This window comes from Actinokineospora inagensis DSM 44258 (assembly GCF_000482865.1).
Classification (GTDB): domain Bacteria; phylum Actinomycetota; class Actinomycetes; order Mycobacteriales; family Pseudonocardiaceae; genus Actinokineospora; species Actinokineospora inagensis.
Window position 1 is genome coordinate 150,325 of record NZ_KI519519.1, and the last position, 23,783, is coordinate 174,107.

General features: G+C 69.5%; 12 protein-coding genes (1 of these 12 running past the window's edge). 1 reads left to right on the forward strand and 11 read right to left on the reverse strand.

Features of this window, described 5'->3' with window-relative positions; genetic code table 11:
- The 9 genes from H504_RS0131065 to H504_RS0131105 form a co-directional block, all read right to left on the reverse strand.
- Positions 1–12,085, reverse strand: the 5' portion of a protein-coding gene (locus H504_RS0131065; protein WP_084468457.1) for a non-ribosomal peptide synthetase. Its footprint begins 7,256 nt before the window's first position; 12,085 of the gene's 19,341 nt are visible here — the first part of the coding sequence; the start codon lies at positions 12,083–12,085; the stop codon falls past the left edge of the window.
- A gap of 85 nt (positions 12,086–12,170) precedes the next feature.
- Complete coding sequence (locus tag H504_RS37920) at positions 12,171–12,974, reverse strand: siderophore-interacting protein (protein WP_211239432.1); 804 nt, start codon at positions 12,972–12,974, stop codon at positions 12,171–12,173.
- A 4-nt stretch (positions 12,975–12,978) separates the two neighbouring features.
- Positions 12,979–13,206 carry an MbtH family protein gene (locus H504_RS0131075; protein WP_026425986.1) on the reverse strand — a complete coding sequence of 76 codons (228 nt, stop codon included), beginning with the start codon at positions 13,204–13,206 and terminating at the stop codon, positions 12,979–12,981.
- Positions 13,207–13,258: 52 nt separating this feature from the next.
- A complete protein-coding gene (locus H504_RS37925) occupies positions 13,259–14,098 on the reverse strand; it encodes an alpha/beta fold hydrolase (RefSeq protein ID WP_051386446.1) in 840 nt (279 codons plus the stop codon).
- Positions 14,098–15,804, reverse strand: coding sequence for an ABC transporter ATP-binding protein (locus tag H504_RS0131085; protein WP_026425987.1), 1,707 nt, complete (start codon positions 15,802–15,804; stop codon positions 14,098–14,100). Before H504_RS0131085 ends, H504_RS37925 begins: the two co-directional genes overlap by 1 nt.
- Entirely contained in the window at positions 15,797–17,422 is a 1,626-nt protein-coding gene (locus H504_RS37930; RefSeq protein WP_035307044.1) for an ABC transporter ATP-binding protein, read from the reverse strand. Before H504_RS37930 ends, H504_RS0131085 begins: the two co-directional genes overlap by 8 nt.
- Before the next feature lie 104 nt (positions 17,423–17,526).
- Complete coding sequence (locus H504_RS0131095) at positions 17,527–18,552, reverse strand: FecCD family ABC transporter permease (RefSeq protein WP_026425988.1); 1,026 nt, start codon at positions 18,550–18,552, stop codon at positions 17,527–17,529.
- Positions 18,549–19,538, reverse strand: a complete 990-nt coding sequence (locus H504_RS0131100) for a FecCD family ABC transporter permease (RefSeq protein WP_026425989.1) — start codon at positions 19,536–19,538, stop codon at positions 18,549–18,551. Before H504_RS0131100 ends, H504_RS0131095 begins: the two co-directional genes overlap by 4 nt.
- Before the next feature lie 28 nt (positions 19,539–19,566).
- On the reverse strand, positions 19,567–20,211 hold the full coding sequence (locus H504_RS0131105; protein ID WP_035307122.1) for an HAD family hydrolase: 645 nt from the start codon (positions 20,209–20,211) through the stop codon (positions 19,567–19,569).
- A gap of 62 nt (positions 20,212–20,273) precedes the next feature.
- On the opposite strand from H504_RS0131105, the gene H504_RS0131110 reads away from it, so the two are divergent.
- Positions 20,274–21,311: an LLM class flavin-dependent oxidoreductase gene (locus tag H504_RS0131110; protein ID WP_026425991.1), complete on the forward strand. Its 1,038-nt coding sequence runs from the start codon at positions 20,274–20,276 to the stop codon at positions 21,309–21,311.
- On the opposite strand, the gene H504_RS0131115 is transcribed toward H504_RS0131110, so the two are convergent.
- Complete coding sequence (locus tag H504_RS0131115; RefSeq protein ID WP_026425992.1) at positions 21,280–22,320, reverse strand: zinc-dependent alcohol dehydrogenase family protein; 1,041 nt, start codon at positions 22,318–22,320, stop codon at positions 21,280–21,282. The genes H504_RS0131110 and H504_RS0131115 overlap by 32 nt on opposite strands.
- 451 nt (positions 22,321–22,771) lie before the next feature.
- Complete coding sequence (locus tag H504_RS0131120) at positions 22,772–23,755, reverse strand: SGNH/GDSL hydrolase family protein (protein WP_026425993.1); 984 nt, start codon at positions 23,753–23,755, stop codon at positions 22,772–22,774.
- Positions 23,756–23,783: the final 28 nt, after the last annotated feature.

Below are 23,783 nucleotides of genomic sequence, written 5' to 3' on the forward strand. Positions count from 1 at the left end.
ACTCGCGGTAGGTGAGTCGGCGGTCGCCGTCGACAACGGCAACGGCGTCCGGCGTGGTGGTCATGTGCTCGGTGACCATGGCGGTCAACGTGCGGGTGACCTCGGGCTCCCCGGTGCTGGTGAAGCCAGTGTCGTTGAAGGTGCCGAGCACGGTAAGCCGCTCAAGCTCGGTGAGTGTGTCGACCTCACTGACGCGTTCGACCGTGGCGAGCTTGTCGAGCACGGTCGCGAACCGGTCGGCGAGGTCACCGATTTCGCCGTGGTAGCGCAAACGGAGGTCTTGCCCCGGGTGGGCCACTACGGCGACGGGGTAGTGGGTGGCGTCGTGGCCCACGGCACCGGTCACCCGCAGCTCGGCGTCAGCGGCCTGGTCGGCGAGCGGGTAGCTCTCGACGACCAGGAGCGTGTCGAACAGGTCGCCCAGGCCCACGGTGCGCTGGATCTCGGCGAGACCGACGTCGTGGTGCTCAATCAGCGCGGCCTGTTCGGCCTGGACCCGGGCCAGCAGCGCGCCCGGGGCCTCGGCGGGGTCGAGCCGGACCCGCACCGGGACCGTGTTGATGAACAGGCCGACCATGTCCGCGATGCCATCGACATCGCCGGAGCGGCCGGACACCGTCGCGCCGAACACGACGTCGTCGCGCCCGAGGGCCTTGGCCAGGGTCAACCCCCACGCGACCTGCACCACGGTGTTGACCGTGACCCGGTGCGCGCGGGCGATCTCGGCCAGGTCACCGCGAACCGGCACGGTGACCTCGTGCGGCGCACCGGCGGCTGTGACACCGGGCGCGAGGATCGTGGGTTCGGTGAGCCCGTCGAGCGCGGCCCGCCAGGGCTCCGGGTCGCGGTTCTCGAGGGACGCGAGGTAGAGGCGGTAGTCGCCGGGCGCGGGCAGGACGGTGCCGGCGTAGGCGGCGATGAGGTCGCGCACGAGCAGTGGGCCCGACCAGCCGTCCAGCACGAGGTGGTGGTTCGTGATCACCAGCCGCGAGCCGACCAAGGTGAACCGGATCAGCGGCCCGGCGGCCAAGTCGAAGCCTCGGTCCCGATCGGCGGTCAGGAACTCGTCCAGGTCATCGGCGATCTGGAACGGGATCTCCACGAGAGGTGAGACCACCTGGACCGGGACGCCGCTGTCTGTGGTGCGGAAGGAGGTGCGCAGGTTGGGGTGACTGTCCAAGACAGCACCAACGGCCGCTCGAAGTCGACTGGGGTCAACGGTGCCGTCGAGGTCCAGAACGAGTTGGACCGTGTAGACGTCGTTGATCTCGGCCAGGTAGAGCAGCCCGGTCTGTAGCGGGCTCAGCGGCAGGATGTCGGTCAGTGTCGGGTAGTCAGCGCCCAGTGCGTCTACGTCGGACTGTGTGAGGGTGGCGAGCGGGAAGTCGGACGGGGTGTGCTCGACCGTGTCAGCCCTGTTGGCCTCGTCGGCAAGCCCCGCCAGTGCCGCCGCCCACCGCGCGGCGAGCGCAGGCACGTTGATGTCCGCGCACGCGTTGGGCCCGTATACCCATTCGGCGACAAGGACAGGGCCGTCCGGCCGGTCCTCCACGGCAGCGTTAAGGGTGATGGGGTGGCTCAACGGCATGTCTGGCTCGACACCGCCACCGAGCGCGTTGGCATCGGGCACGGGGGTCCACGGGCGGCCGTCAAGGGTGAACCGGCCGAGGTAGTTGACCAGGACCTCTGCCGTAGGGCCACCAGTGAGGCCGTAGCCGATGCCGTTGTCGGGTAGTGCGCGCAGTTGGTCCTTGACCCTCTTCAGGGCGGTTACACCGGTGCCTGGGTCAAGGCGGAGTGGGTGCAGGCTGGTGAACCAGCCGATGGTGCGGGTGAGATCGGCGCCGGGGACGACCTGTTCCTCGCGGCCGTGACCTTCTACGTCTACACGCACTGGTCGGTCACCGGCGAAGCCTGTGAGGACGGCCTCGCGCACACCTACACCGAACCGCCTGGGCAGGACCGTGAGCAACGTGGACGTGGTGTGTGGGTCCAGCTCAACGCGTTCCGTGCGTGTGTGCCCAGCGGTATCGCGGGCCGGGACCGTCCCCCAGGGCTGGATCGGTGCGGCGAGGTAGTCCTGCCAGAACTCGTCGCGCGGTAGCGCCACCAGCTCGCGTGACCACAACCGGAACGGGGTGGACTCGGGGGCAAGGTCGCCGTGGCAGGCGGCGGCGAGGTCGTCGGCGAGGATGCGCCAGGACACGCCGTCGATCACGAGGTGGTGCGCGACGATGAGCAGCCGCGACCCGTCCCAGCGGAACGCGACCATGGCACCCGATGTGGGGTCCAGGGTGTCGATGGCCTCGTCGAGGTTCAGTGGTCCGACACGCAGGACGGCGTCGGCGGTCGGGGGTTGGTCGACGGTGAGTCCGATGCCGGTGAGGCGGGCGCCGAACAGGGTGTGGGTCTTGAGGACCCGGTCGATGGCGAGCCGCAGCGTGCCCTCGGTGAGGTCGCCGGGGGTGACGAGGACGGTGGTCTGCGCGAATCGGCGGATGGGGCCACCGCGCGCGATGAGGTCTCGCATAACCGGCGTGAATGGGAGATCTCCGGTCGGTGAGCTCATCAGGCGAGTCGACTCGGTGGCGCTAAGAGCGGCGAGGGCCCTGACCGTGCGCCGCTCAAAAACGTCGCGGGGGCCGATGGTGAAACCGGCGGCGCGGGCGGCGGTGACGAGCTGGATGGAGACGATGCTGTCGCCACCGATGGCGAAGAAGTCGTCGTCCACACCGACCGACGGCAGGCCGAGCACGGCCATGAAGATGACCATCAAAGCCTTCTCCGCCGGGGTTTCCGGCTGCTGAGCAGTGACGACGACGGTGAAGTCCGGGTCCGGTAGGGCTTTCCGGTCGACCTTGCCGTTGACCGTAAGAGGCAACTGCTCCAGCGCGACGATCGCGCCCGGTACGGCCTGTTCGGGCAGGGCAGCCTGCAACGCCGCGCGGGCGTTGGTCGTATCGACCGTAGCCGGGGTGACGTAGCCGACGAGCCTACGATCGCGCAGAACCACTACGGCCGAACGGACACCGGGAAGCGCGGACAGCGCCGACTCGACCTCGCCCAGTTCGACCCGGAAGCCGCGGATCTTCACCTGATCGTCGGTCCGCCCAGCGAACCGCAGCGAACCGTCACGGCCACGCCGCACGAGGTCACCGGTGCGGTAGAGCCTGCCGTCACCGAACGGGTTGGCCACGAACCACTCGGCAGTAAGGGCAGGTCGGTTGAGGTAGCCGCGCGCAACCTGTTCACCGCCAACATAAAGCTCTCCGACGACACCGGTCGGGACAGGGTTTAACCGGTCGTCGAGCACGTACGCGGTAGAGCCCGCGACAGCACTACCGATGGTGGGGGTGTCGCCGGTGATAGCGGCCATAGTGGCCATGACCGTGGTCTCGGTCGGTCCGTAGAAGTCGAACGCGGTTACACCTCTCAACCGCTCCCACAGCGCCGTTGGCACCGCCTCGCCGCCCATCGCAACAGCCTTAACGCCGCTATCGAGCAGGCCTTCATCAACCAGCATGGCCATGGTGCTGGGGGTTGCTTCGACGAAGTCGATGCCGCGTTCGGTGACCGCTGCGCGGTAAGAGGCCGGGTCTGCGTACTCGTCGCGGGTGAGCAGGTGCAGTTCGTGGCCGTCGAGCAGCCACAGCAGTTGCTGCCATGAAGCGTCGAAGGCGAACGAGAAGCCGTGGCTGACCCGCAACCGCGCGCCACCGGACACCGGCTCGAACACGGCGGCCCGGTTGGCGTGGAACAGGGCGGTGATTTGCCGGTGCGCCACGGCGACGCCCTTGGGCAGGCCGGTCGACCCGGACGTGTAGATCACGTACGCGGCCGAGTCCGGGTCCACCGGGCTCAACGGCCGGTCCGGCTGGGTGGCGATCGCCGGATCACGCGGGTGCACGACGCGGAGATCGGTGATCAGGCTGTCGGTGATCAGCAGGGCGGGTTCGGCGTCGACCAGGATGTGGTCGAGCCGGGCGCGCGGGTAGTCGGGGTCCAGCGGGAGGTAGGTCGCGCCCGCCTCGATGACCGCGAGCAGTGCGACGATGAGGTCTACCGTGCGTGGCAGGGCGACGGCGACGATGTCCTCACGGGTGACCCCCAGCGACACCAGGTGGTGTGCCAGCCGACGAACTCGGGCGCCGAGTTCGGCGAAGGTGAGGGTCTCGTCGGCCACCAGGGCTGTGTCGCGGGGACGGGCGGTGACCTGGGCGGCCAGCAGTTCCGGCAACGTGCGGGGGCCGTACGGCAGCGGGGCCGCGTCGGTGGGCCACGCCAGCTCGCGGGGGGTTCGTACGTCCACTGTGGATAGTCGGGCCGCCGGGTTGGCGGCGATCGCGGTGAGCACCCGGGTGAACCGCCAGGCCAGATCCGCGGCGGTGGCCCGGTCGAACAGGGCGGTGGCGTAGTCGACGGTGATGTCAACGCCGCCCTCGGCGCGCTCGGCCAAGGTCACGGTCAGGTCAACCTTCGCGGTGCTCAACTCAACCGGCTCGTGTGCGCCGCCGTGCCCGGGAAGACCAGGCCGCGCTGTCGGCGCCGCGCGGTGCACGAGCATGGTTTGGAACAGCGGGTTGCGGCCCAGCAGGCGCTCCGGGGCGAGGTCGTCGACCACGCGGTCGAAGGGGACGTCCTGGTGGGCGTACGCGGCCAGGTCCGTACCGCGTGTGCGGGCGAGCAGGTCGGCGAAGGTGGGGTCGCCGGAGGTGTCGACGCGCAGGACGACGGTGTTGACCAGGAAGCCGATCAGGCCGTCGAGCCGGTCGTCCACCCGTCCGGCGACCGGTGCCCCGACCGGGATGTCGGTGCCCGCCCCGAGACCGGTCAGCAACGCCGCGAGAGCGGTGTGCCCAACCATGAACAGGGACGCGTTGCGCTCCGCCGCGACGGCCGCGAGCGCGCGGTGCGTGTCGGCGTCGATCTCCGCGTGCACGCGGGCGCCCCGGTGGTCCGGCGCGGCGGGACGCAGCCGATCGGTCGGCAACGGGATCTCGTCGGGCAGGCCGTCGAGCGCGCGCCGCCAGTAGGCGAGCTGGGTGTCGACGACGACGTCGAGTAGGGCGTGCTGCCAGACCGCGTAGTCGGCGTACTGCACGGGCAGCGCCGCGAACCCCGGTTCCCGCCCGTCCCGGCGCGCGGCGTAGGCAGCGCCGAGTTCGGCCCACAACGTCGCCTCTGACCACTCGTCGGCGGCGACGTGGTGCACCAGCACCAGCAACACGGACGCGTCGGCCTCGGTGAACAGCCACGCCCGGATCGGGATGTCCGCGCTCAGGTCAAACGCGTGCTCGGCCGCCCGACTTACCTGGTTGGCATCGACCAGTCGCACGACCTCAAGCTCTGGCGCGCGGTCGGTGACAACCTGATGCGTGTCGGTAAGAACCGTACGCAGGCTCTCATGTCGGGCCACTAGATCCCGCAACGCACTGTCGAGGGCGTGCACGTCCACTGCGCCGTTGAGCCGGGCGGTGAACGGGATGTTGTAGGTCGCCGAAGGCCCTTCGACCTGGAACGCGAACCACAACCGCCGCTGCGCGGCCGACAACGGAGCCCGCTCCGGTCGGGCCACACTGCCCAGGACGGGCCTGTCCACATCGATGACGTTCGCACGCACGGCAAGCGCAGCCACGGTGGACGCCTCGAACACATCGCGCACAGACAGCTCGGCGTTGAGCCCGGTCCGAACCCGGTTGACCAGCCGCGTCGCCAGTAGCGAATGGCCGCCCAGCGTGAAGAAGTCGTCGTCCACGCCGACCTGGGGTAGGCCGAGGAGGTCGGCGTAAGCCGCGCACAGGAACTTCTCGGTGTCGTTACGCGGCCCGCGAGTCGACTCACTCTGCGCTTGCGGCTCCGGTAGGGCCTTCCGGTCTGTCTTGCCGCTGGGGCTGAGAGGAATGCTGTCCAGTCCAACAACAACGGACGGCACCAGATGTCCAGGCAGCACCTTCGCCAAGGCGTCTTTAACCTGTGCACTGGACTCAGCGGGTACCACGTACCCGACGAGCCTGTCTTGCTTGACCGCCGCCACCGCGTGCGTGACGCCGTGCACGGCCGTCATCGCCGCCTCGACCTCACCGAGCTCGATGCGGAACCCACGCAGCTTCACCTGGTCGTCGACGCGCCCCAGGTACTCCAACACGCCGTTGGCCCACCGGGCGAGATCACCCGTGCGATAGAGCCGCCCGCCCCCGAACGGATTCGCGACAAACCTCTCCGCCGTCAACCCAGGCCGGTTCAGGTAACCCCACGCGAGTTGAACACCCGACAGGTACAACTCGCCCGGTACCCCCGGCGGCACCGGCTTGAGGTTCGCGTCAAGAACGTAGGTTTGTGTGTTCCAGACCGGTCGCCCGATCTGCACCCCGCCGCTATCGGGCACCTGCATCGCGGTGACATCCACCGAGGCCTCGGTGGGCCCGTACAGGTTGTGCAACTCGGCCCGCGACACCCGCCGGAACTCGTCCCGCAAATCCGCGGGCAACGCCTCCCCCGAGCACAACACCCGCCGCAACCCCGCCACCCGCGGCGCGCCCGCCACGAACGCCCGCAACATCGACGGGACAAAGTGGACAGTGCTGACCCGGTGCCGAGCAATGACCTCAGCCAGGTACCCGGGCTCCCGATGCCCACCCGGCCGCGCGAACACCACCGTCGCCCCACAGATCAACGGCCAGAAGAACTCCCACACCGAAACATCGAAGCTCGCGGGCGTCTTCTGCAGCACCCGCTCCCCCACAGCGAGCCCGTACTCGGCTTGCATCCACAACAGCCGGTTCACAATCCCCGACTGCGGCACCACCACGCCTTTTGGTCGCCCCGTCGACCCCGACGTATAAATCACATACGCGGCCCCATCCCCCGCGCCGCCCACAAACCGCCCACCGCAGGCCTCAACCTCACGCCAGGCGGCCCCCACCCATCCCGGGGGGCGTCCCTGGTCCAGTCTACCGGCGGTGGCGTTGGCGAGGAAGGGGTGAGCTGGAGCTGTGGATGAATTGGGGTTATAGCGGGATTCTGTGGATGGAGCGGCTGCGGGAGTGTCCGAAGTGGTGTCCCTGTGGGTGATGCTGGGGGACAGCGGGGCGGAGGTGGTGTCCGAGCGGGTGCCGCCGTGGGGCAGCGGACCGGAGGTGGCACGTGTGTCGATCGCGTCCGGATATAACGGAACTGGAGGGGTGTCCATTCGAATGACGCTCGGGGACAAAGGATCTGCAGCGGCGTTCGCGTGGGTGACGTCTGGGGACAGCGGATGCGGAGCAGCGTCGGTACGGGTCAAGGAAACCGAAACGGCGGCCGAGTTGGGGACGCCCAGGGGCCGTGAAGCTGGAGCGACGCTCGTGTCAGGGATGCTCGGGGGCGAAACCGGAGCAACGTCCGCGTGGGGGGCGCCTAGGGGCCACGGAGGCGGAGTGGTGGCTGGGGGTGGTGGAGCGGTATGTGGAAAAGTGCCGTCGAGGTTGAGGAGGAGGGTGGGGGTGGCGACGGGTGGCATGTCGGGGGTTGAGATGACCACCGAAGGCGAGGCGTCGGTGAGCATGAAGGTGAGGCGGTCGGGGGGGTAGGACGGGTCGAGTGGTAGGTAGGCGGCTCCGGCGCGTTGGATGGCGAGTAGGGCGACGATGAGGGCGGCGGAGCGTTCCAGGAGGACGCCGACGATGGGGCCTGCGGAGGTGAGGGCGGTGGCCAGGGTGGCGACTCGGGCGTCGAGTTGCTGGTAGGTCAACGAAATATCGTTGTCGACGATGACGGCGAGAGCGTCGGGGGTAGCGGCGACCTGGGCGGCGAACAGCGACGGGATGGTGGCCTGGGGGATGTCGACTTGAGCGCCTTGCCACAACGAGGTGACGGCTGTTCGCTCGGATTCGCGTAAGACGTCGACCGAGGATACGAGGGATTCCGGTGCGCCGACCACCGCCTGCAGGAACCCGATGAACCGGTCCGCGAAGGCCGAGATGGTCCCTGCCGAGTATAGATCTGTGGCGTACTCGACGAATCCGGTTAAACCGTTCGAGGATTCCGACAGGTCTACCGTCAGGTCGAACTTGGCTGTCCCCGTGTGCACCAACTCGGCGGTCCCGTGCAGGCCGGTGAACCCGTCGGGTGATGGAAGCGCGGGGTGGTAAGCGAACAGCACCTGGAACAAGGGGTGCCGACCGGCCGATCGACGTGGTGCCAGTGTCTCGACCAGCGACTCGAACGGCGTGTTCTGGTGGTCGAACGCCGCCAGGTCAGCTCCCCGAACCCGGGACAGCAGCTCGAGGAACGACACAGAACCGGGAATCTGTGTGCGCAGTGGAACGGTGTTGACGAAGAACCCGACCAGCGCGTCGACCGAGGGATCGACCCGGCCCGCGGTCGGTGTGCCGATCACGATGTCCGGCCCCGCTCCGAGCCTGGACAACAGCGCGGCGAGTGCGGCGTGCAGGACCATGAACACGCTGGTTCCGGACCGCTCCGCCAGGCCGCGAACGGCGGTGTGCAGGTCGGCCGGGACGTCCAGCGGCACCGTGCCACCGCGGTGGGATGCCCGCGCCGGTCGGGGGAAGTCGACGGGCAGGCCGATCTCATCGGGTACATCTCGCAGGGTGGATGCCCAGAAGTCCAGCCCGTCGGGCGTCGAACTCCGCTGCCACACAGCGAAGTCGGCGTATTGGAGCGGCAATGTGGCCGGCTCGCCTTGAGACCCGGCCACACGAGCGGAGTAGGCGGCGCCCAGGTCGGCCACTAGGAGCCCCAGCGACCACTCGTCCCCGGCGATGTGGTGCACCACAACAACAACGACCCGGCCAACAACGTGTACCCGTAGGGGTGCCTCGGCACGAAGGTCAAACGGCTGCCGCGCCGCGGAACCGATAGATCCGCCTTCGACCACAACCGGCCACGCGCCTCCGATGACCTGGTACGCGATCCCGTCGGCGTCGGTGGCTACCACCGTCCGCAACGACTCGTGCCGTTCGGCCACGTCCGCGACCGCAAGGCGCAACGCGTCGACGTCGATGGCCGCGTCGAATCGCAGCGCCAGTGGGATGTTGTAGGTCGCGGACGGGCCGTCCAGCTCATACACAAACCACAACCGCCGCTGCGCGAACGAGAGTGGTACTCGATCGGGTCGCGCGCAGGCACGTGGGCCGTCGACAGCGACGGAGACCGAAAGGCCGGCCGCCAGTCCGGCCACGGTCGGCGCGTCGAACACGGTTCGGATCGACAGCTCGACGCCGAGTTCGGTCCGGGCCCGCACGCTCAACCTGGTGGCCAACAGGGAGGTTCCGCCGAGGGCGAAAAAGTCGTCGTCGATGCCAACGCTCCGCACACCCAGCACGTCGCCGACCAGGTCGCACAGGGCGCGCTCGCGCGGGTTACGCGGTGCCCTACCGCCGCCGACAACCTCAGGAGCTGGTAGCGCCTTACGGTCGACCTTCCCGTTGGGCGTCAACGGAATCGCGTCAAGTTCGACGAACGCGGACGGCACCATGTAGTCCGGTAGCGTTGTCCGCGCCCACGACATCAAGTCCTCGGGAACCGTAGGCACGACGTAGGCCACGAGTCGCTGGGACAGGCCAGTCCCATGGGCTACCACGACCGTTTGCTCTACCGAGGGGTGCCGCCCGAGGACTGTTTCGATCTCGCCCAGCTCGATGCGGAACCCGCGCACCTTCACTTGGTGGTCCACCCGGCCGAGGACGTGCACCACCCCGTGGGCGTCACGCAACGCAAGGTCGCCTGTGCGGTACATGCGCGTGCCCGGTGTGCCGAACGGGTCTGCGGTGAAGCGTTCCGCGCTCAGCCCAGGCCGGTTGTGGTACCCGCGCGCCAAGCCGTCACCGGCGATGTACAGCTCGCCCGGCATACCGTCTGGGACAGGCTTGAGTGCCGCGTCCAACAGGTACACGCTGGTGTTGGCGATAGGCAGGCCGATCGGGGTCCCGCCATCACCGAGTTGCCACGCGGTCGACCAGATCGTGGTCTCTGTGGGGCCGTACAGGTTTGTGACGCTGGAAGCCCGTGCGAGTAAGGCATCTGCGACGTCCGCTGGTAGAGCCTCTCCACCGACCAAGACCCGAAGTCCGTCAACCGCGTCGGGCTCGGCGGCCAGCAATGCCTGCCACAGCGACGGTGTGGCCTGCATGGCGGTAACGCCATCGGCGATCGTCAACGCCAACTGCGACGGGTCCTTCGCCGAGTCCGCGAGCTGGACAGTCGCTCCGGACAACAACGGCACGAACAGTTCGAGTGCGGAGATGTCGAAGCCGACCGTGGTAACCGCGAGCAACACGTCATCGGACGAGAGCGCGAACCGGTCGACCATGTCGAGCAGGAAGTTCGCCAACGCGCCTGATGGCACCACTACGCCCTTGGGGCGGCCCGTAGAGCCCGAGGTGTAGAGGATGTACGCGGCCTGGTCCGGCCGCACGGCCACGGGCGAGAACTCGGCCGCGTGGAGCCCGTCGAGCTTGGCAGGGTCGATCACCAAGACCGGCGCGGCATCGTTGAGCATGTACTCGATGCGGTCGGCAGGGAAGCCGAGGTCAAGCGGGAGGTAAGCGGCCCCGGTCGACGCTACCGCCAGCAGCGTCGCGACGAGGTCCACAGTACGAGGTAGTGCTACCGCGACAACGGCTTCCGGACCTGCCTCACGTACCAGGGCAGCGATCGCCCCGGCCCGCGCGAGCAGTTGGCTGTAAGTCAGCTCGGTGGCGTTGTCGCGCACGGCGACGCGGTCCGGCGTGCTGGCCGCCTGCGTGGCCACGAGTTCCGCCAGCCCCCGCGCGGGCCGGGCGAGCTCGGGGCCGACCAGCGCCGCCGGACGGTCCAAGAGCCCCAACCGGCCGGTCGGCGTCGCGGGATCCGCGGCGGCGAGGCCGGTCAGGACGGTGGTGAAGGCGTCGCGGAGCCGGGCGAGGTCCTCGGCGCCGTAGCGCGCGGGGTTTCCGTCGACCTCGACCTCCAGCGTCCCCTGCGCGCTGTAGACCGTGACCGACAGGTCCTCTACCGACCCCGCCGACAGGTAGTGCACGACCGACTCAAGGTCGCCGAAGTCGAGCGCGGCCCGGTACGGCTTGAGGTTCACCCACGGACCCACCAGCCTGCGCCCGGACGCGAGCAGGTGCGCGTCACGCCGCACGTCCTCGCCCCGGTAGGTCTGGTGCGCGCTGATCGCCCGCAGTTCCGCCCGCACCGACGCGATCAGGTCGCCCGTGGTCCGCCCCGGCGCGACCGCGACGCGCAGCGGCAGCACGTTGACCGCGGTCGTCGGGATGCGCGCGGACACCGACCCGAGCCTGCCCATCATCGGCAGTCCGAGCACCACCTCGTCCGCCCCGGTGACCCGGTGCACCACCAGTGCCACCGCCGCGGCGACGATGGCGGCCCCGTACGCCGGATCCAAGTCCAGCGAGACGCTCCCCCGCGCGCGCCGGAACCCCACCGCCGTGTCCGCAGACCGCGACGAGGACCTGGGCGACACCGCCTCTGGCAGGTCGGCGACCCGCGCCGCCCACCACTCCTGGTCCGCCGCCCACCGCGGCGAACTCCGGTACCCCTCCTGTTCCGCGACGTAGTCGCGCACCGGGGCGAAGGGGCGCACGCCGGGGTCCACATCGGACACCAGTGCCCGGTACACCTCGGCGACCCGGCGCGCGACCAGGGAGAACCCGTAGCCGTCGAGCACGATGTGGTGCGCCCGCTGGTACCACAGGTGCCACTCGGGGCCGAGCACGAGCAGGGCCTCGGCGGCCGCTGGACCGGTGACCAGGTCGACCGGCCGAGCGGTGTCCTCAGCCATCCAGCGCCGGGCGGCCGCCATCGGGTCGGCGGACGAACTCAGGTCGACGACCTCGACCGGGACCTCGACCGCGCCGGGGAACTGGCCGTCGCCGTCCGCGGTGAACACTGTGCCAAGGGCCTCGACCTCACCGGTGACGACGGCCAGGGCCTGCAGGAACGCACCGGCGTCAAGGTGTCCGCGCAGTTCGACGGCCTCCGCCGTGTTGTAGGCGGCACCCGTGGGGTCGAGGCGTTGGGCGAACCACAGAGCCTGCTGCGCGGGTGACAACCCCACCGAGCCCACTGCTTCCGACATCCCCGCGCAACCCTCTCCCGGCACAGCTCTCTACCGCGCCGAAACCGATCGCGGCTCCGGCGTTATCCAGACGTGTTTTTCGGCGTTAGTCGTCTTCGGCGTGCCCGTGCCGCCAGTAGCCGCTGAAATAGACCCGTTGTTTGGTCAGGTCGCGGTCGAGGACCAGCGTCGATCGAATCGCTTGCACCGCCGCGGACTCGCCCGCCACCCACGCATACGTGCACGGATCGATCGACTCGACGGCTCTAACCGCGTCGTACAGCCAAGTACCGCTACCTGGCTCTACACCTTCGCGGTGCAACCAGGTGACAGTGACATCAGCGGAAGAATCCAGCGGCTGCTCGTCCACCGCGGAATCCACCTCGACCAACACCCGTGCGCGTGTCCCGGTCGGCAGTGACGCCACGATCCCGGCGATCGCGGGCAACGCCGTGTCGTCACCGGCGATGAGGTATTCCGAGGTGTCTGCGGGTGGCGCGAACGAGCTCAGGCACCCGTACAGGCCAACAGGGTCGCCGGGCTGGGCGTTCGACGCCCAGCGCGAAGCCGGGCCGTGCTCGCCGTGCACGACGAAGTCGATGTCCAGCTCGTGGTCGTCCGGTCGGGCCGCGCGGACGGTGTAGGTCCGCACGACCGGCCGCAGACTCTCCGGCAGCGCGTTGAGCGCGTCCCAAAACGGGACCGAGTCCGGGACGATGACCTCGGCGCCCGGCGCGGGCGGCAGCAGTACCTTGCACCGCGGCTCGGGTCCGACCGGGCGGTAGTCGGCTAGGTCGGACCCGGTCAGGGTGACCCGGAGCAGGTTCGGCGTGACCCGCGCGGTGCGCGCGACCGTAAGTCGGTACGGGCGCAGCGTGTCGCGGCCCGCGACCGGTCGGGCGGCGGTCACCGCCTCAGCCGCCCGCCTGGTCCGCGGCCATCCGCTCGACCAGGCTGCGCGGGCGCATGTCGGTCCAGTTGGCCTCGACGTGGGCCAGCGCGGCCGCGCGGGTGTCCGGGCCGAACACGACCGTCCAGCCCGCGGGCACGTCGACGAAGGTCGGCCAGAGCGAGTACTGGCCCTCGGCGTTGACCAGGACGTGGAAGGTTCCGTTCTCGTCGTCGAACGGGTTGGTCGACATCGGACGCACTCCTCGCGGGGACTCGGGCTTATGTTGGTTAGGCTAACCTAATTCACGAGTCCGGTGAAGTGGGAGCGGGATCGGTCACACGACCACCGAGGAAGTCGGTGAGCAGCGCGTTCACCTCGGCCGGGCGCTCCAGGTAGCCGTAGTGGCCACCGGCGTCGACCTGGGCGAACCGGGCACCGGGAATGGCGTCGGCGACCTCACGACCCAGGTGCGGTGGGGTGACCAGGTCGTCGGTGAACGCGATGACCAGGGTGCGCGCGGCGATCCGGGCGCAGATCCCGAGCAGGCCGGGGTCGTCCTCGATGGCGAGCTGCGCGCGGACGCCGGGACCGGCGGGCTGGGTGGCGAACTCCAGGACGTCCAGCCACTCCTGGGCCTTGTCCTTGTCGAACAGGGTGCGCGGCGACAGGTTCCACATCGCGGTCGTGGCGGCGTAGTAGCGCTTCGGCAGCTTTAAGCGCTCGGTCGCAAGAGCCAGCTCACCGGCGTCCAGGGCGACGTGCACGGCTTCCGGTCGGGACCTCGTGGCCATGAGCACGAGACTGTCGACGAGGTCGCGTCGTTGCGCGGCGACCTCGATCGCGATGCGCGACCCGAGGGAGGTACCGACCAGTGATAGCCGCGTCAGGTTCAGGTGCTCGGCTAGGGCTACAACGTCGGAAGCCATGTCCTGCACGGTTATGCCGTCGGCGCATTCGGACGTGGGCGGGATGCCTCGGTTGTCGACCGTGATGACGCGGTACCCGGCGGAGACAAGAGCGGGCTGCTGGTGCAGGTGCCACACCCGGCCGGTCCCGCCTGTCCCCATGATCAGCAGGACCGGGTCACCGGTGCCCTCGTCCTGGTAGTTCAACTTGATGCCGTTGACATCGACTAGCGGCACTAGACAGTCCCTCCCTGCACAGGCCCTTCCGGCACAACGACGCCATTGTCGAGCCGGACCACCCTGGGGAGCCGGTCGATGGTGGCCGCGCGGTGTGCGATGACGATGAGCGTGCGCCCCGCGTGCAGGTTGTCCACGGCGCGTTCCAGCCGCGCCGAGGTCTCCGGGTCGATGTCGGCGGTGGCCTCGTCCAGGATCAGCACGGCCGGGTCGACCAGCGCCGCCCGGACCAGGCCGATGATCTGCCGCTCCCCCGCCGAGAGCCGGTCGCCGCGCCGCCCGACCACGGTGTCCAGCCCGGCGGGCAGGGCGGCCACCCACTCGTCGAGGCCAAGCGCGCGCACTGCGGCGACCATGTCGACGCGGGTGGGCGCGGTCGGGGCCAGCGCCAGGTTGTCGGCGACGGTGCCGTCGACCAGGTGGACCTGCTGGGGCACGAGCACGAGTCTGCCGCGCAGGTCGGACTCGTCAAGGTCCGCGAGGTCGATCCCGCCGTACGACACCTGGCCGTGGTCAGGGCGGTAGAGGCCGCTCAAGAGTTTCGCGAGGGTGGTCTTACCGGAACCGGTTTGTCCTACCAGCCCCGCGCGGTCGCCTTCGGCGAAGGACACCGAGACGTCTCGTAGTACCTCGGTGCCGTCGACATAGGCGTAAGTGAGGTCCGAAGTGGATAGTTCAGCGCGCGGCGGTAGCGCTACCGTTGTCCTCTTAGCTGTTCGTTCGGTCGCGCCGAGCAGGTCAAGAAGCCGGGCTAGTCCGACGCGCGCGATCTGCAGTTCGGCCAGCAGCTCCGACAGGTCGAGCACGCTTTCGAACAGGTTCTTCGTGGCGAGCACGAACACGACGACCGTACCGACGCTGATCTGGTCCGTTGTCACCAGCCACACACCGAGTAAGAGCAGCGCCGCAGTCGACAGGCCCTCTAAGAGGCTCATCACCTCTAGGCGGTTCTGCACCTTGACTGTCCGGTTGGCGGCCTTCAGCACGGTGTCGTTGGACTGGCCGAACCGGCGCAGCCGGGCCGCGACGCCACCACCGAGCCGCAGCGTCTCCCCCGCCGACACCAGCTCGGTGAACTGGGCGGACATGGTCGCGTCGGCGGCGGCCTGATCACCGAACGCGCCATCGGCGTCGCGGTCGAACCAGCGCAGCACCAGCACGGCGGCGGGCAGGAAGCCGACCAGCAGGATCAGGGTGAGCAGCCACGAGTAGGCGAACAGGATGACGACCGTCATCGCCAGCGAGATCACCGCGGCGAGCAGGTCCGGCAGGCTGGCCCGGACGAACTGGGCCAGTTCGGCGACCTCGCCGGTGCTGCGCCGCAGCAGGTCACCGGTGCGGTGCGCCTCGATGAACCGCAGCGGCGCCGCCGCGAGCCTGCCGACCACCAGTTCCCGCAGGTGCCGCACGACCCGTTCGCCGACCGCGGTGAGCTGCAGCTCGGCGACCACGAGCAGCACCAACCGGGCCAACGTCAGTCCGACGAGGAGGACAACGGCGGTCCAGAGAGCGCCTTTGTCCTTGGCCAGGACCGCGTCGACGCCGGAACCGATGACCGGCGCGATGCCGACCACGGCCGCCGTGGCGAGGGCGGTGGTGAGCAGCGCGGCGCCGATCCGTCCGCGGTGCGGGCGCAGGTGCGGCCGGAACCGGCGCAGCACACCGCTGGTGGCGGGCGTATCGACGAGGGTGCGGATCTCAGCCACCGACGGCCTCCCGGTCCAGCGCGCCGAGGCGGATCACCCGGTCGGCGGCGGCGACCACGGCGGGGCGGTGCGAGACGAACACGATCGCGGTGTCCGGGGACCATTCACGGAGCCTGCGCAGGATCGTCTGCTCGGTGTGCGCGTCAACGGCGGAGGTTACGTCGTCGAGCACGAGCACCGGTGGCTTGTTCAGCAAGCCTCTTGCCAAGGCGAGCCGTTGGATCTGCCCACCGGAGAGGGTTTCACCGCGTTCACCGACGACGGTGTCGTAGCCGTCGGTAAGGCTGTCGACGAACTCGTCAAGTGCCGCTACCCGGCACGCTTCACGAACCAACTCGGGGTCGACTTCCCGGTCGAGGGTGATGTTGTCACGGATGGTGCCCGACAGGACCACCGGTCGCTGCGGCACGACCCCGATCCGCTGCCATACCTGTTCCGGTTCAGCCAACCGGAGATCTATCCCTCCGAAGTGGATGGTTCCGCTGTCGGGAACGTCAAGCCGACAGAGCAACCGCACCAAGACAGACTTACCGGAGCCGGTGGGGCCGGTAACCACAACGAGCTCGCCCGGCGCGGACAGCACATCGACCGGTCCGACCACGGTTCGTCCGTCGCGCACGGCGGTGACACCAACGGCGGCGAGCATGCCCGTGTCCGGCAACGGCATCGGGTCCGCCGGGGCCGCCACGGCCGGGCGCGCGGCGAGCACCTCGTCGATCCGCGCCATCGCGACCCGCGCCTGCCCCCGGTTGACCAGCAGGTCTACAAACACGGTCACCGCGACGGTCATGGTGATCATCCACGAAGTGAACGCGACCAGCGCGCCGACGGTGATCCGGCCGTCGATCGCGGCCAGGCCACCCACGGCGAGCCCCACCGCGACCGCGAGCCGCAGCAGCGCGGGCGGCGCGGACACCCACCACGCGGAAATCCGGGCGACGCCCAGGGTGTGCCGGGTGACGTGCGCGCTGGCGTCGTCATGCCTGCGCACCAGCACCTGCTCTCCACCGAGCCCCCGCACGGCGGCGCTGGCCGACAGCAGGTCCTCGACGGCGTCGGCGCGGGTGCCGTGCGCGGCGGACAGCCGCTCGTTGGCGGCCCGGTAGCGGCCGGGGAACTGGGCGTTGAGCAGGCCCAGCAGCGGCATCGACACGAGCAGCACGACCAGCAGCAACGGGTCGAGCAGGCCGACCGCGGGCACCACGATCCCCACCGTGACCGCGACCCTGGCCCAGCGGCTGAGGCCCTGCACCCACGCGGTGATCAACTCGGTGTCCCGGGTGACCCGCATGGCCAGGTCGCCGCGACCGAACGGGGCCAGCGCGGCGCGGTCCAGGGTGCCGACCCTGGCGGCCAAGTCGGCGCGCAGCCCGGCGGCGATCCGGTTGGCGGCCAGGCTCGACCACCACTTGCCTGCCGTCGCCGCGGCCAGCATCACCGCCGCCACCAGGCAGGTCGCGACCGACCAGAACGCGGTGCGGCCGGTGTCGCCGGGGGTGATGCCCTCGTCCAGGCCGTGCTGGACGCACCAGGGCAGGGCCAGCAACGCCGCCTGTTGGACGACCGTGGCGGCCAGACCGGCACCGAGCACGACCCGCTCTCTCCGCAGCAGATCCACCCGGTGTCCTCCTTGATCAGCTCTGGTCGGCGGCGCGGATAGGGCAGGCTAAGTAAAGTTAGGCCATCCTTACTTGCGGGTGACCTGGGTGTCAATGTGACGGATCAACGCCTGCCCGAACGCCACTCGGTCGCCAACAGCCACGCCAGGTAGATCCCGCCCAGCGCGGCGGTGGCGACCCCGACCGGGAGCGCGTTCTGGCCGAAAGCCCGTTGCGACAAGACATCTCCGGCGAGCAGCAACACGGCTCCCATCGCCGCCGCGGGCAACAGGGCCACACCGGACGACCCGGCCAGTCGCCGCGCGAGTTGTGGCGCGGCGAGCGCGACGAAGGTGATCGGTCCGGCACAAGCGGTCGAGACAGCGGTAAGAGCCACGCTGACAACCACGAGCGACAGCCGGGTCCACTCAGTGCGGATGCCGAGCATGGTGGCCGTCTCGTCGCCCATCTCAAGGATGCCGAGACGGCGCCCCAACACGACCGCGGTGGGCAGGAGGACAGCCAGGGCTATCGCGACAGGCAGGGCTTCCGTCCACCCGCGGCCGTTGAGGCTACCGATCAGCCATACCTGAGCCGCTTGCGCTTGCCGTAGTCCCGCGCGAGTGAGGATGTACGTGTTGAGCGACCCGAGTACCGCTGTTACACCGATACCGATGAGGATCAGCCGGTACCCCTGGACGCCCGTTCGGTACGCGAGGCCGTAGACAACAACGGCCGCCGCGATGCCGCCCAGGACGGAACCCACGGCGATCTGGGTGATACCACCGCCGAACACGACCAGCACAAGGATCGCGCCGGTGGCCGAGCCGCCGGAGAACCCGATGATGTCCGGGCTACCCAACGGGTTGCGGGCCAGGCTCTGGAAGATCGCGCCGCTCACCCCGAGCGCGGCACCCACCAGGAGCGCGACGGTGACCCGGGGCAGCCGCAGGTCGTAGACGATGTACTTCTGGCCGCCGGTGCCCGCGCCGCCGAGTGTGTTCGCCAACTGGGTGAGGTTGAGCGGGAAGTCGCCGGTCAGCAGGCCCAGCAGCGCGAGTCCGGCCGCCAGCAACAACAACCCGCCGACCACGGCGATCGCGCGCGGGTGGGCTCGGAAGGACAGCACACCGACCCGAACCCCGATCACAGGTGGGCCAACTTCCGCCGTCTGCACAGCGCGATGAACACGGGCGCGCCGACGAACGCGGTGATGATCCCGACCTCCATCTCCCGCGGCGAGATGATCAACCGGCCGACCACGTCCGCCCCCAGCAGCAGCACCGGGGCCAAGAGCGCGCTGAACGGCAAGACCCACCGCAGGTCGGGTCCGACGATCGCACGCGCCATGTGCGGCACGGTCAACCCGATGAACGCGATGGGCCCCACTGCGGCGGTAGCAGCTCCGCAGAGCAGTGTGATCGCGGTAGCGGTACCGAGTCGAACGACCGTGAGGTTTACCCCGAGCGCTTTGCCCGTCTCGTCCCCGAGCGCGACAGCGTTAAGCGGCGAGGCTAAAAGCGCGGCGACAACGAGACCGACGACGACGAACGGCGCAACCTGCGTGACGACGGTGATGTCCCGTCCGTCCAGCGATCCGATCTGCCAGAACCGGAACTGCTGGAACGCGGCCGGGTTAAGAACGATGGTCGCCGCCACGAACGCCCCCAGCGTCGCGCTGATCGCGGCCCCCGCCAGCACCATCCGCTCCGGCGTGACCGTGCGTCCGGTGGACCCCAGCACGTAGACCACCACGGACGCGACAGCGGCACCGACGAACGCGAACCAGATGTAGCCCCCGACCGTCGAGACGCCGAAAAACGCGATGGCCGCCACGACGGCCGTCGACGCGCCGATGTCGACACCGAGCAGCGCCGGATCGGCCAGCGGGTTGCGGGTCAGCGACTGCATCAACGCGCCCGCCACCCCGAGCGCCGCGCCGACGACCAGTCCGACGAGGGTGCGCGGGACCCGCCGGTCCCAGATGATCGTGGCCTCGTCGCCGCTGGTCAGCGACCGGGACAGCACGTCCCACACGGTGCCGAGCGGGATGGTGCGCGAGCCGACCGCCACGCTGAGCAGGCCGATGACGACCAGCGCACCCAGGGCGACCACCAGCCAGCCGACCCGGCTCACCGGCCACCCCCTCCAAGTTAAGTTAGCCTCACCTTAGCTTGTTCAGATCGGCCACCCACCGGGCCCCCTCAGCGGCGAACGCGGCCCCGTCGACCAGGCCGGAGGCCACCCCCACGAAGCCGAACCCGGCGCCCCTGGCGGCCAGCAGGTCCATGATCGCGTCGCCGACGTAGACGGTGCGGGCTACGTTGTGCCTGGTCAGGTAGTCGCCCGCGGCGGCGAAGACCGCCGGGTCCGGCTTGTGCCGGGTGGTCCGGTCGGCACCGTGCACGAAGGCCAGATCCCGCACCGGGAAACCCGACCACTCGAGATCGGCGAGCGCCGGGTCGGTGTTGGCCGAGGTGACCACGCCGACGTGCGCCCCGCGCGCCAGGAGGGAAGTGACCAGTTCGACGGCTCCCGCGGCGGCGACCTTGCGGTAGTCGTCCTCCAGGCTGAGGTTGGCCGCCTTCATCTCGGCCAGCGGCGCGGACCCGCGGTAGAGCAGGGTGATGAGCTCGTCGTACGGCTTGCCCCAGTGTTCGAGCAGGTCGGTCTCGGTGAGGTCGATGCCGTAGAACCGCGCGGCGACGGCCTGGTGGTGCGCCCACTTGACCGCCCGGGTGACCAGCAGCGTGTCGTCCAGGTCGAAGATGACGGCTTCCGCCTCGGCCACCAGTGCGCGCGCGTCCATGGCACCGTCGTACCACACGGCGGACCCGGTAGTTGATGTGTCAACATTGAGCGGGAGGTGTCATGGAACTCGGGATCTACAGCTTCGCCGACCGCCACCCGGACCCGGTCACCGGCGACCAGGTGCCGGTGGCCGAGGCGCTGGCCAACACCCTGGAGCGAATCCGGCTCGCCGACGAGCTCGGCCTGTCCTTCTACGGTCTCGGCGAGCACCACCTGGACAACTACGCGATCTCCAGCCCGACCACGGTCCTGGCCGCCGCCGCGGCGGTCACCAACCGGATCACGCTGAGCAGCGCGGTGACCGTCCTGAGCACCGAGGACCCGGTTCGCCTCTACCAACAATTCACCACCTTGGACCAGCTCAGCCGCGGCCGCGCCGAACTGCTGGCCGGGCGGGGCTCGTTCACCGAGTCGTTCCCGCTGTTCGGCGCGAGCCTGAACGACTACGACGAGCTGTTCGAGGAGAAGCTGGCGCTGCTGCTTCGGCTGGACCGGGAGGACCCGATCACCTGGTCCGGCCGGTTCCGACCACCGCTGGAGAACGCGCACGTCGTGCCCAGGCCGTATGGGGACCACCTGCGCATTTCCGTTGGTACGGGCGGGAATCCACAGTCGTCGGTGCGCGCGGGTCTGCTGGGGCTGCCGGTGGTCTACGCGGTGATCGGCGGTGAGCCGGAGCGGTTCGCGCCCCTGGTCGACCTCTACCGCCGCGCGGGCGAAGCCGGTGGACAAACCGGACTGCACGTGACGATGGGCGCCGTCGGGTTCATCGCCCGGAACTCCCAGGACGCCAAGAACACGTTCTACCCGTATTGGCTCCAGACCATGAAATACGGCGCGCAAGCCCGCGGTTGGACTGTTCCGTCCCGCGCCGATTACGACGCCTACACCCACAACGCGCAAGCCATCTTCGCGGGCAGCCCGGATGAGGTCGCCGAGCGCCTCATCACCGTCGGCAGGCTGGTGGGCGCCGACCGGTACGCCATGCAGATGGACTGGTCCGGAGTGCCGCACAAGGACGTCATGGCGGCGATCGAACTCCTCGGGACCGAGATCCTGCCCCAGGTCAAGGCCGAACTCGGGGCTCGATCATCGTGACCCCGCTGCCGGGGGTGTTCCCCATGGCGGTCAGCGCGCCCGGTGCCTGCTCAAGCGAAATGGTGCGGGTGATCAAGAGATCCGGGCGGAGGATGCCCGAGTTCACCATGGACATCATTTCCGGATAGGCGTGGGCGGGCATTCCGTGGCTGCCACGCAATTCGAGCTCATAAGCGATGACCCGGGCCATGGGAATCGGCGGGTCCTTGGGGAGAAGACCGACCTGGACGTGTCGGCCCCTCCTGCGCAGGCAGGTGATCGAGGCGGCGCAGGTGGCGGGGCTGCCCAGGGCGTCGAGGGACAGGTGGGCGCCGCCGCCGGTGATGTCGAGAATCGCCGCCGGGATGTCCACGGTGATCACCGGGTTCAGGCAGGCGACCGCGCCCATGCCCACGGCGAGGTCGAGGGCCACCTGGGAGATGTCGACGGCGACGACGCGCGCGCCCGCGGCAGCGGCCACCGCGACGGCGGAAAGACCGACACCGCCGCAGCCGTGCACGGCGACCCACTCACCCGGGGCGACGCGGCCCTGGGCGATGACGGCGCGGAACGCGGTGGCGACCCGGCAGCCGAGGCCCGCGGCGGCGGCGAAAGTCATGTCGTCGGCGAGGCCGATCAGGTTGACCTCGGCGTCGGAGACCGCGACGTACTCGGCGAAGGAACCCCAGTGGGTGAAACCGGGTTGGGTCTGGCGCTCGCAGACCTGCTGGTCGCCCGCCGCGCAGGACGGGCAACGGCCGCAGGCGCAGACGAAGGGGATGGTGACGCGGTCGCCCTCACGCCAGCAGGTCACGCCGGAGCCGATGGCGGCGACGGTGCCCGCGAGCTCGTGGCCGGGGACGTGGGGGAGGCGGATGTCGGGGTCGTGGCCGATCCAGCCGTGCCAGTCGGACCGGCACAGGCCGGTGGCGGCGACCTCGATGACGACGCCGGTGGGGGTGGGGGTCGGGTCGGGGACCGACTCGACGGTGGGGTCGGCGCCGAATTGCTCGAACAGGACTGCGCGCATTGGTCTCGTTTCGGTGGGTGCTTGTCGCCTTCGGCGACGCCGCTGGATCGCGCCAGATAATACAGGGTGCCCGTTGGGGTGAAGTTGTTTTGTTCGGGGCCCCTGGCGGCGGCCTGGGTAAGGCTAAAAGGCGGGGCCACTGGAAAGCGTGGCCTTACCCGCCGGCCGGCTTAGGCCACCGCCTCCCCCGAACAAAACAACTCCACCCCAGCGGGCAGTTGGGATCGGCGGCTTTCGAGGCGCGCGGGGTGGGTTGGCGGCCTTCGTCGATGAGGGCAGGGGATTTGAGGCGCGCGGTGCGGGGGGTGGCGCTTTGTCGGTGTGGGGTGGGGGTTTTGAGGTGAGGGGTGGGGTTTCTGTGGTGGGCACAAAAGTCATTGTGGGTGGGGGGTAACTGTGACATCCACGGGCCGGGTTGGGTGGGGGGCAACCCGGCCGTGGGAAGGAAGGGCTAGTGGGTGGCGAGGGCGGCCTCGATGAGGGTGGCGACGTTGTGGTGGCCTGCGGTGTTGGGGTGGACGAGGGCCCAGCCGCCGGAGCGGTCCATGATGCCTTCGGTCCAGTTGGTGCCGTCGGGCCTGCAGACGTCGTGGCCGGTGCTGGGGGTGTATGTGTCGATGTAGGTGGCGCGGTGCAGGGTGGCCTGCTGGGCGATGGCGTGGTTGAGGGGTTCGAGCACGTCGGTGCGCAGCCAGTTCAGGTCGGGGTAGGTGGCGGTGCCGAAGTTGCGCAGACCGGCCTGGGTGAAGCCGTAGGCGCAGGTGCTGACGTCGTCGGGGATGATCTTGGGGTAGCCGATGGCGAGGATGGTGACGTTGGGGGCCTGCTGCTGCAGCGATTCGAGCAGGTCGCCGTACTGGTCGCTGACCTGGGTGAGCCGTTCGGTCACGGTGGGGACGCCGTCGCCGCCGGAGGTGAAGTAGTCCTCGCAGGGGTGGTCGGTGTCCTTGTCGGCGGAGGCGCCCAACTGCAGGCACGCGTAGAGCAGCTCGGCGAACCCGAACGTGTTACCGCCCGCGCCGACGGTGACGAGCTTCGCGCTCTCGGTGACGGCGTCGATCTGGGCGGGCACCGTGGGGAACGGGTAGTCCGGGTCGTAGACGTCGAAGAACGGCATGTTGTACCCGGTCGGGTCTTGCGGTTCGTAGAACAGGTTGGCGATCGTGGCGCTGCCGCAACTGACGTTGTGCAGCTCGAACCGGCCGGCCAGGCTGGTGCGCAGCAACTCCGGGTAGGAGCCCGCGGTGCGGCCGCAGCCGTCGCGGCCGCCCGGGACCGGGAGTTCGACACCGGCGGCGGGGATCACGCCCGCGGTGTACGAGTCGCCGAGGGCGACCCATTCCAGGGCAAGGGGTTTCGCGGCGGCGGGGGTGGCCAGCGCGACGGTGGACACAACACTGAGGACGAGCGCGAGTCGGCCGCGGGCACGGGTCATCGGGAGTCAACTCCTGGGGTGAGGGAAC

What these genes read in the sequence shown, in the direction of transcription:
- H504_RS0131075 (WP_026425986.1), bottom strand. Translation starts at nt 13,206, where the DNA reads ATGTCGACCAACCCGTTCGACGACGAGAACGGAACCTTCCACGTCCTG.
- H504_RS0131105 (WP_035307122.1), bottom strand. Translation starts at nt 20,211, where the DNA reads ATGGACGCGCGCGCACTGGTGGCCGAGGCGGAAGCCGTCATCTTCGAC.
- H504_RS0131110 (WP_026425991.1), top strand. Translation starts at nt 20,274, where the DNA reads ATGGAACTCGGGATCTACAGCTTCGCCGACCGCCACCCGGACCCGGTC.
- H504_RS0131115 (WP_026425992.1), bottom strand. Translation starts at nt 22,320, where the DNA reads ATGCGCGCAGTCCTGTTCGAGCAATTCGGCGCCGACCCCACCGTCGAG.
- H504_RS0131120 (WP_026425993.1), bottom strand. Translation starts at nt 23,755, where the DNA reads ATGACCCGTGCCCGCGGCCGACTCGCGCTCGTCCTCAGTGTTGTGTCC.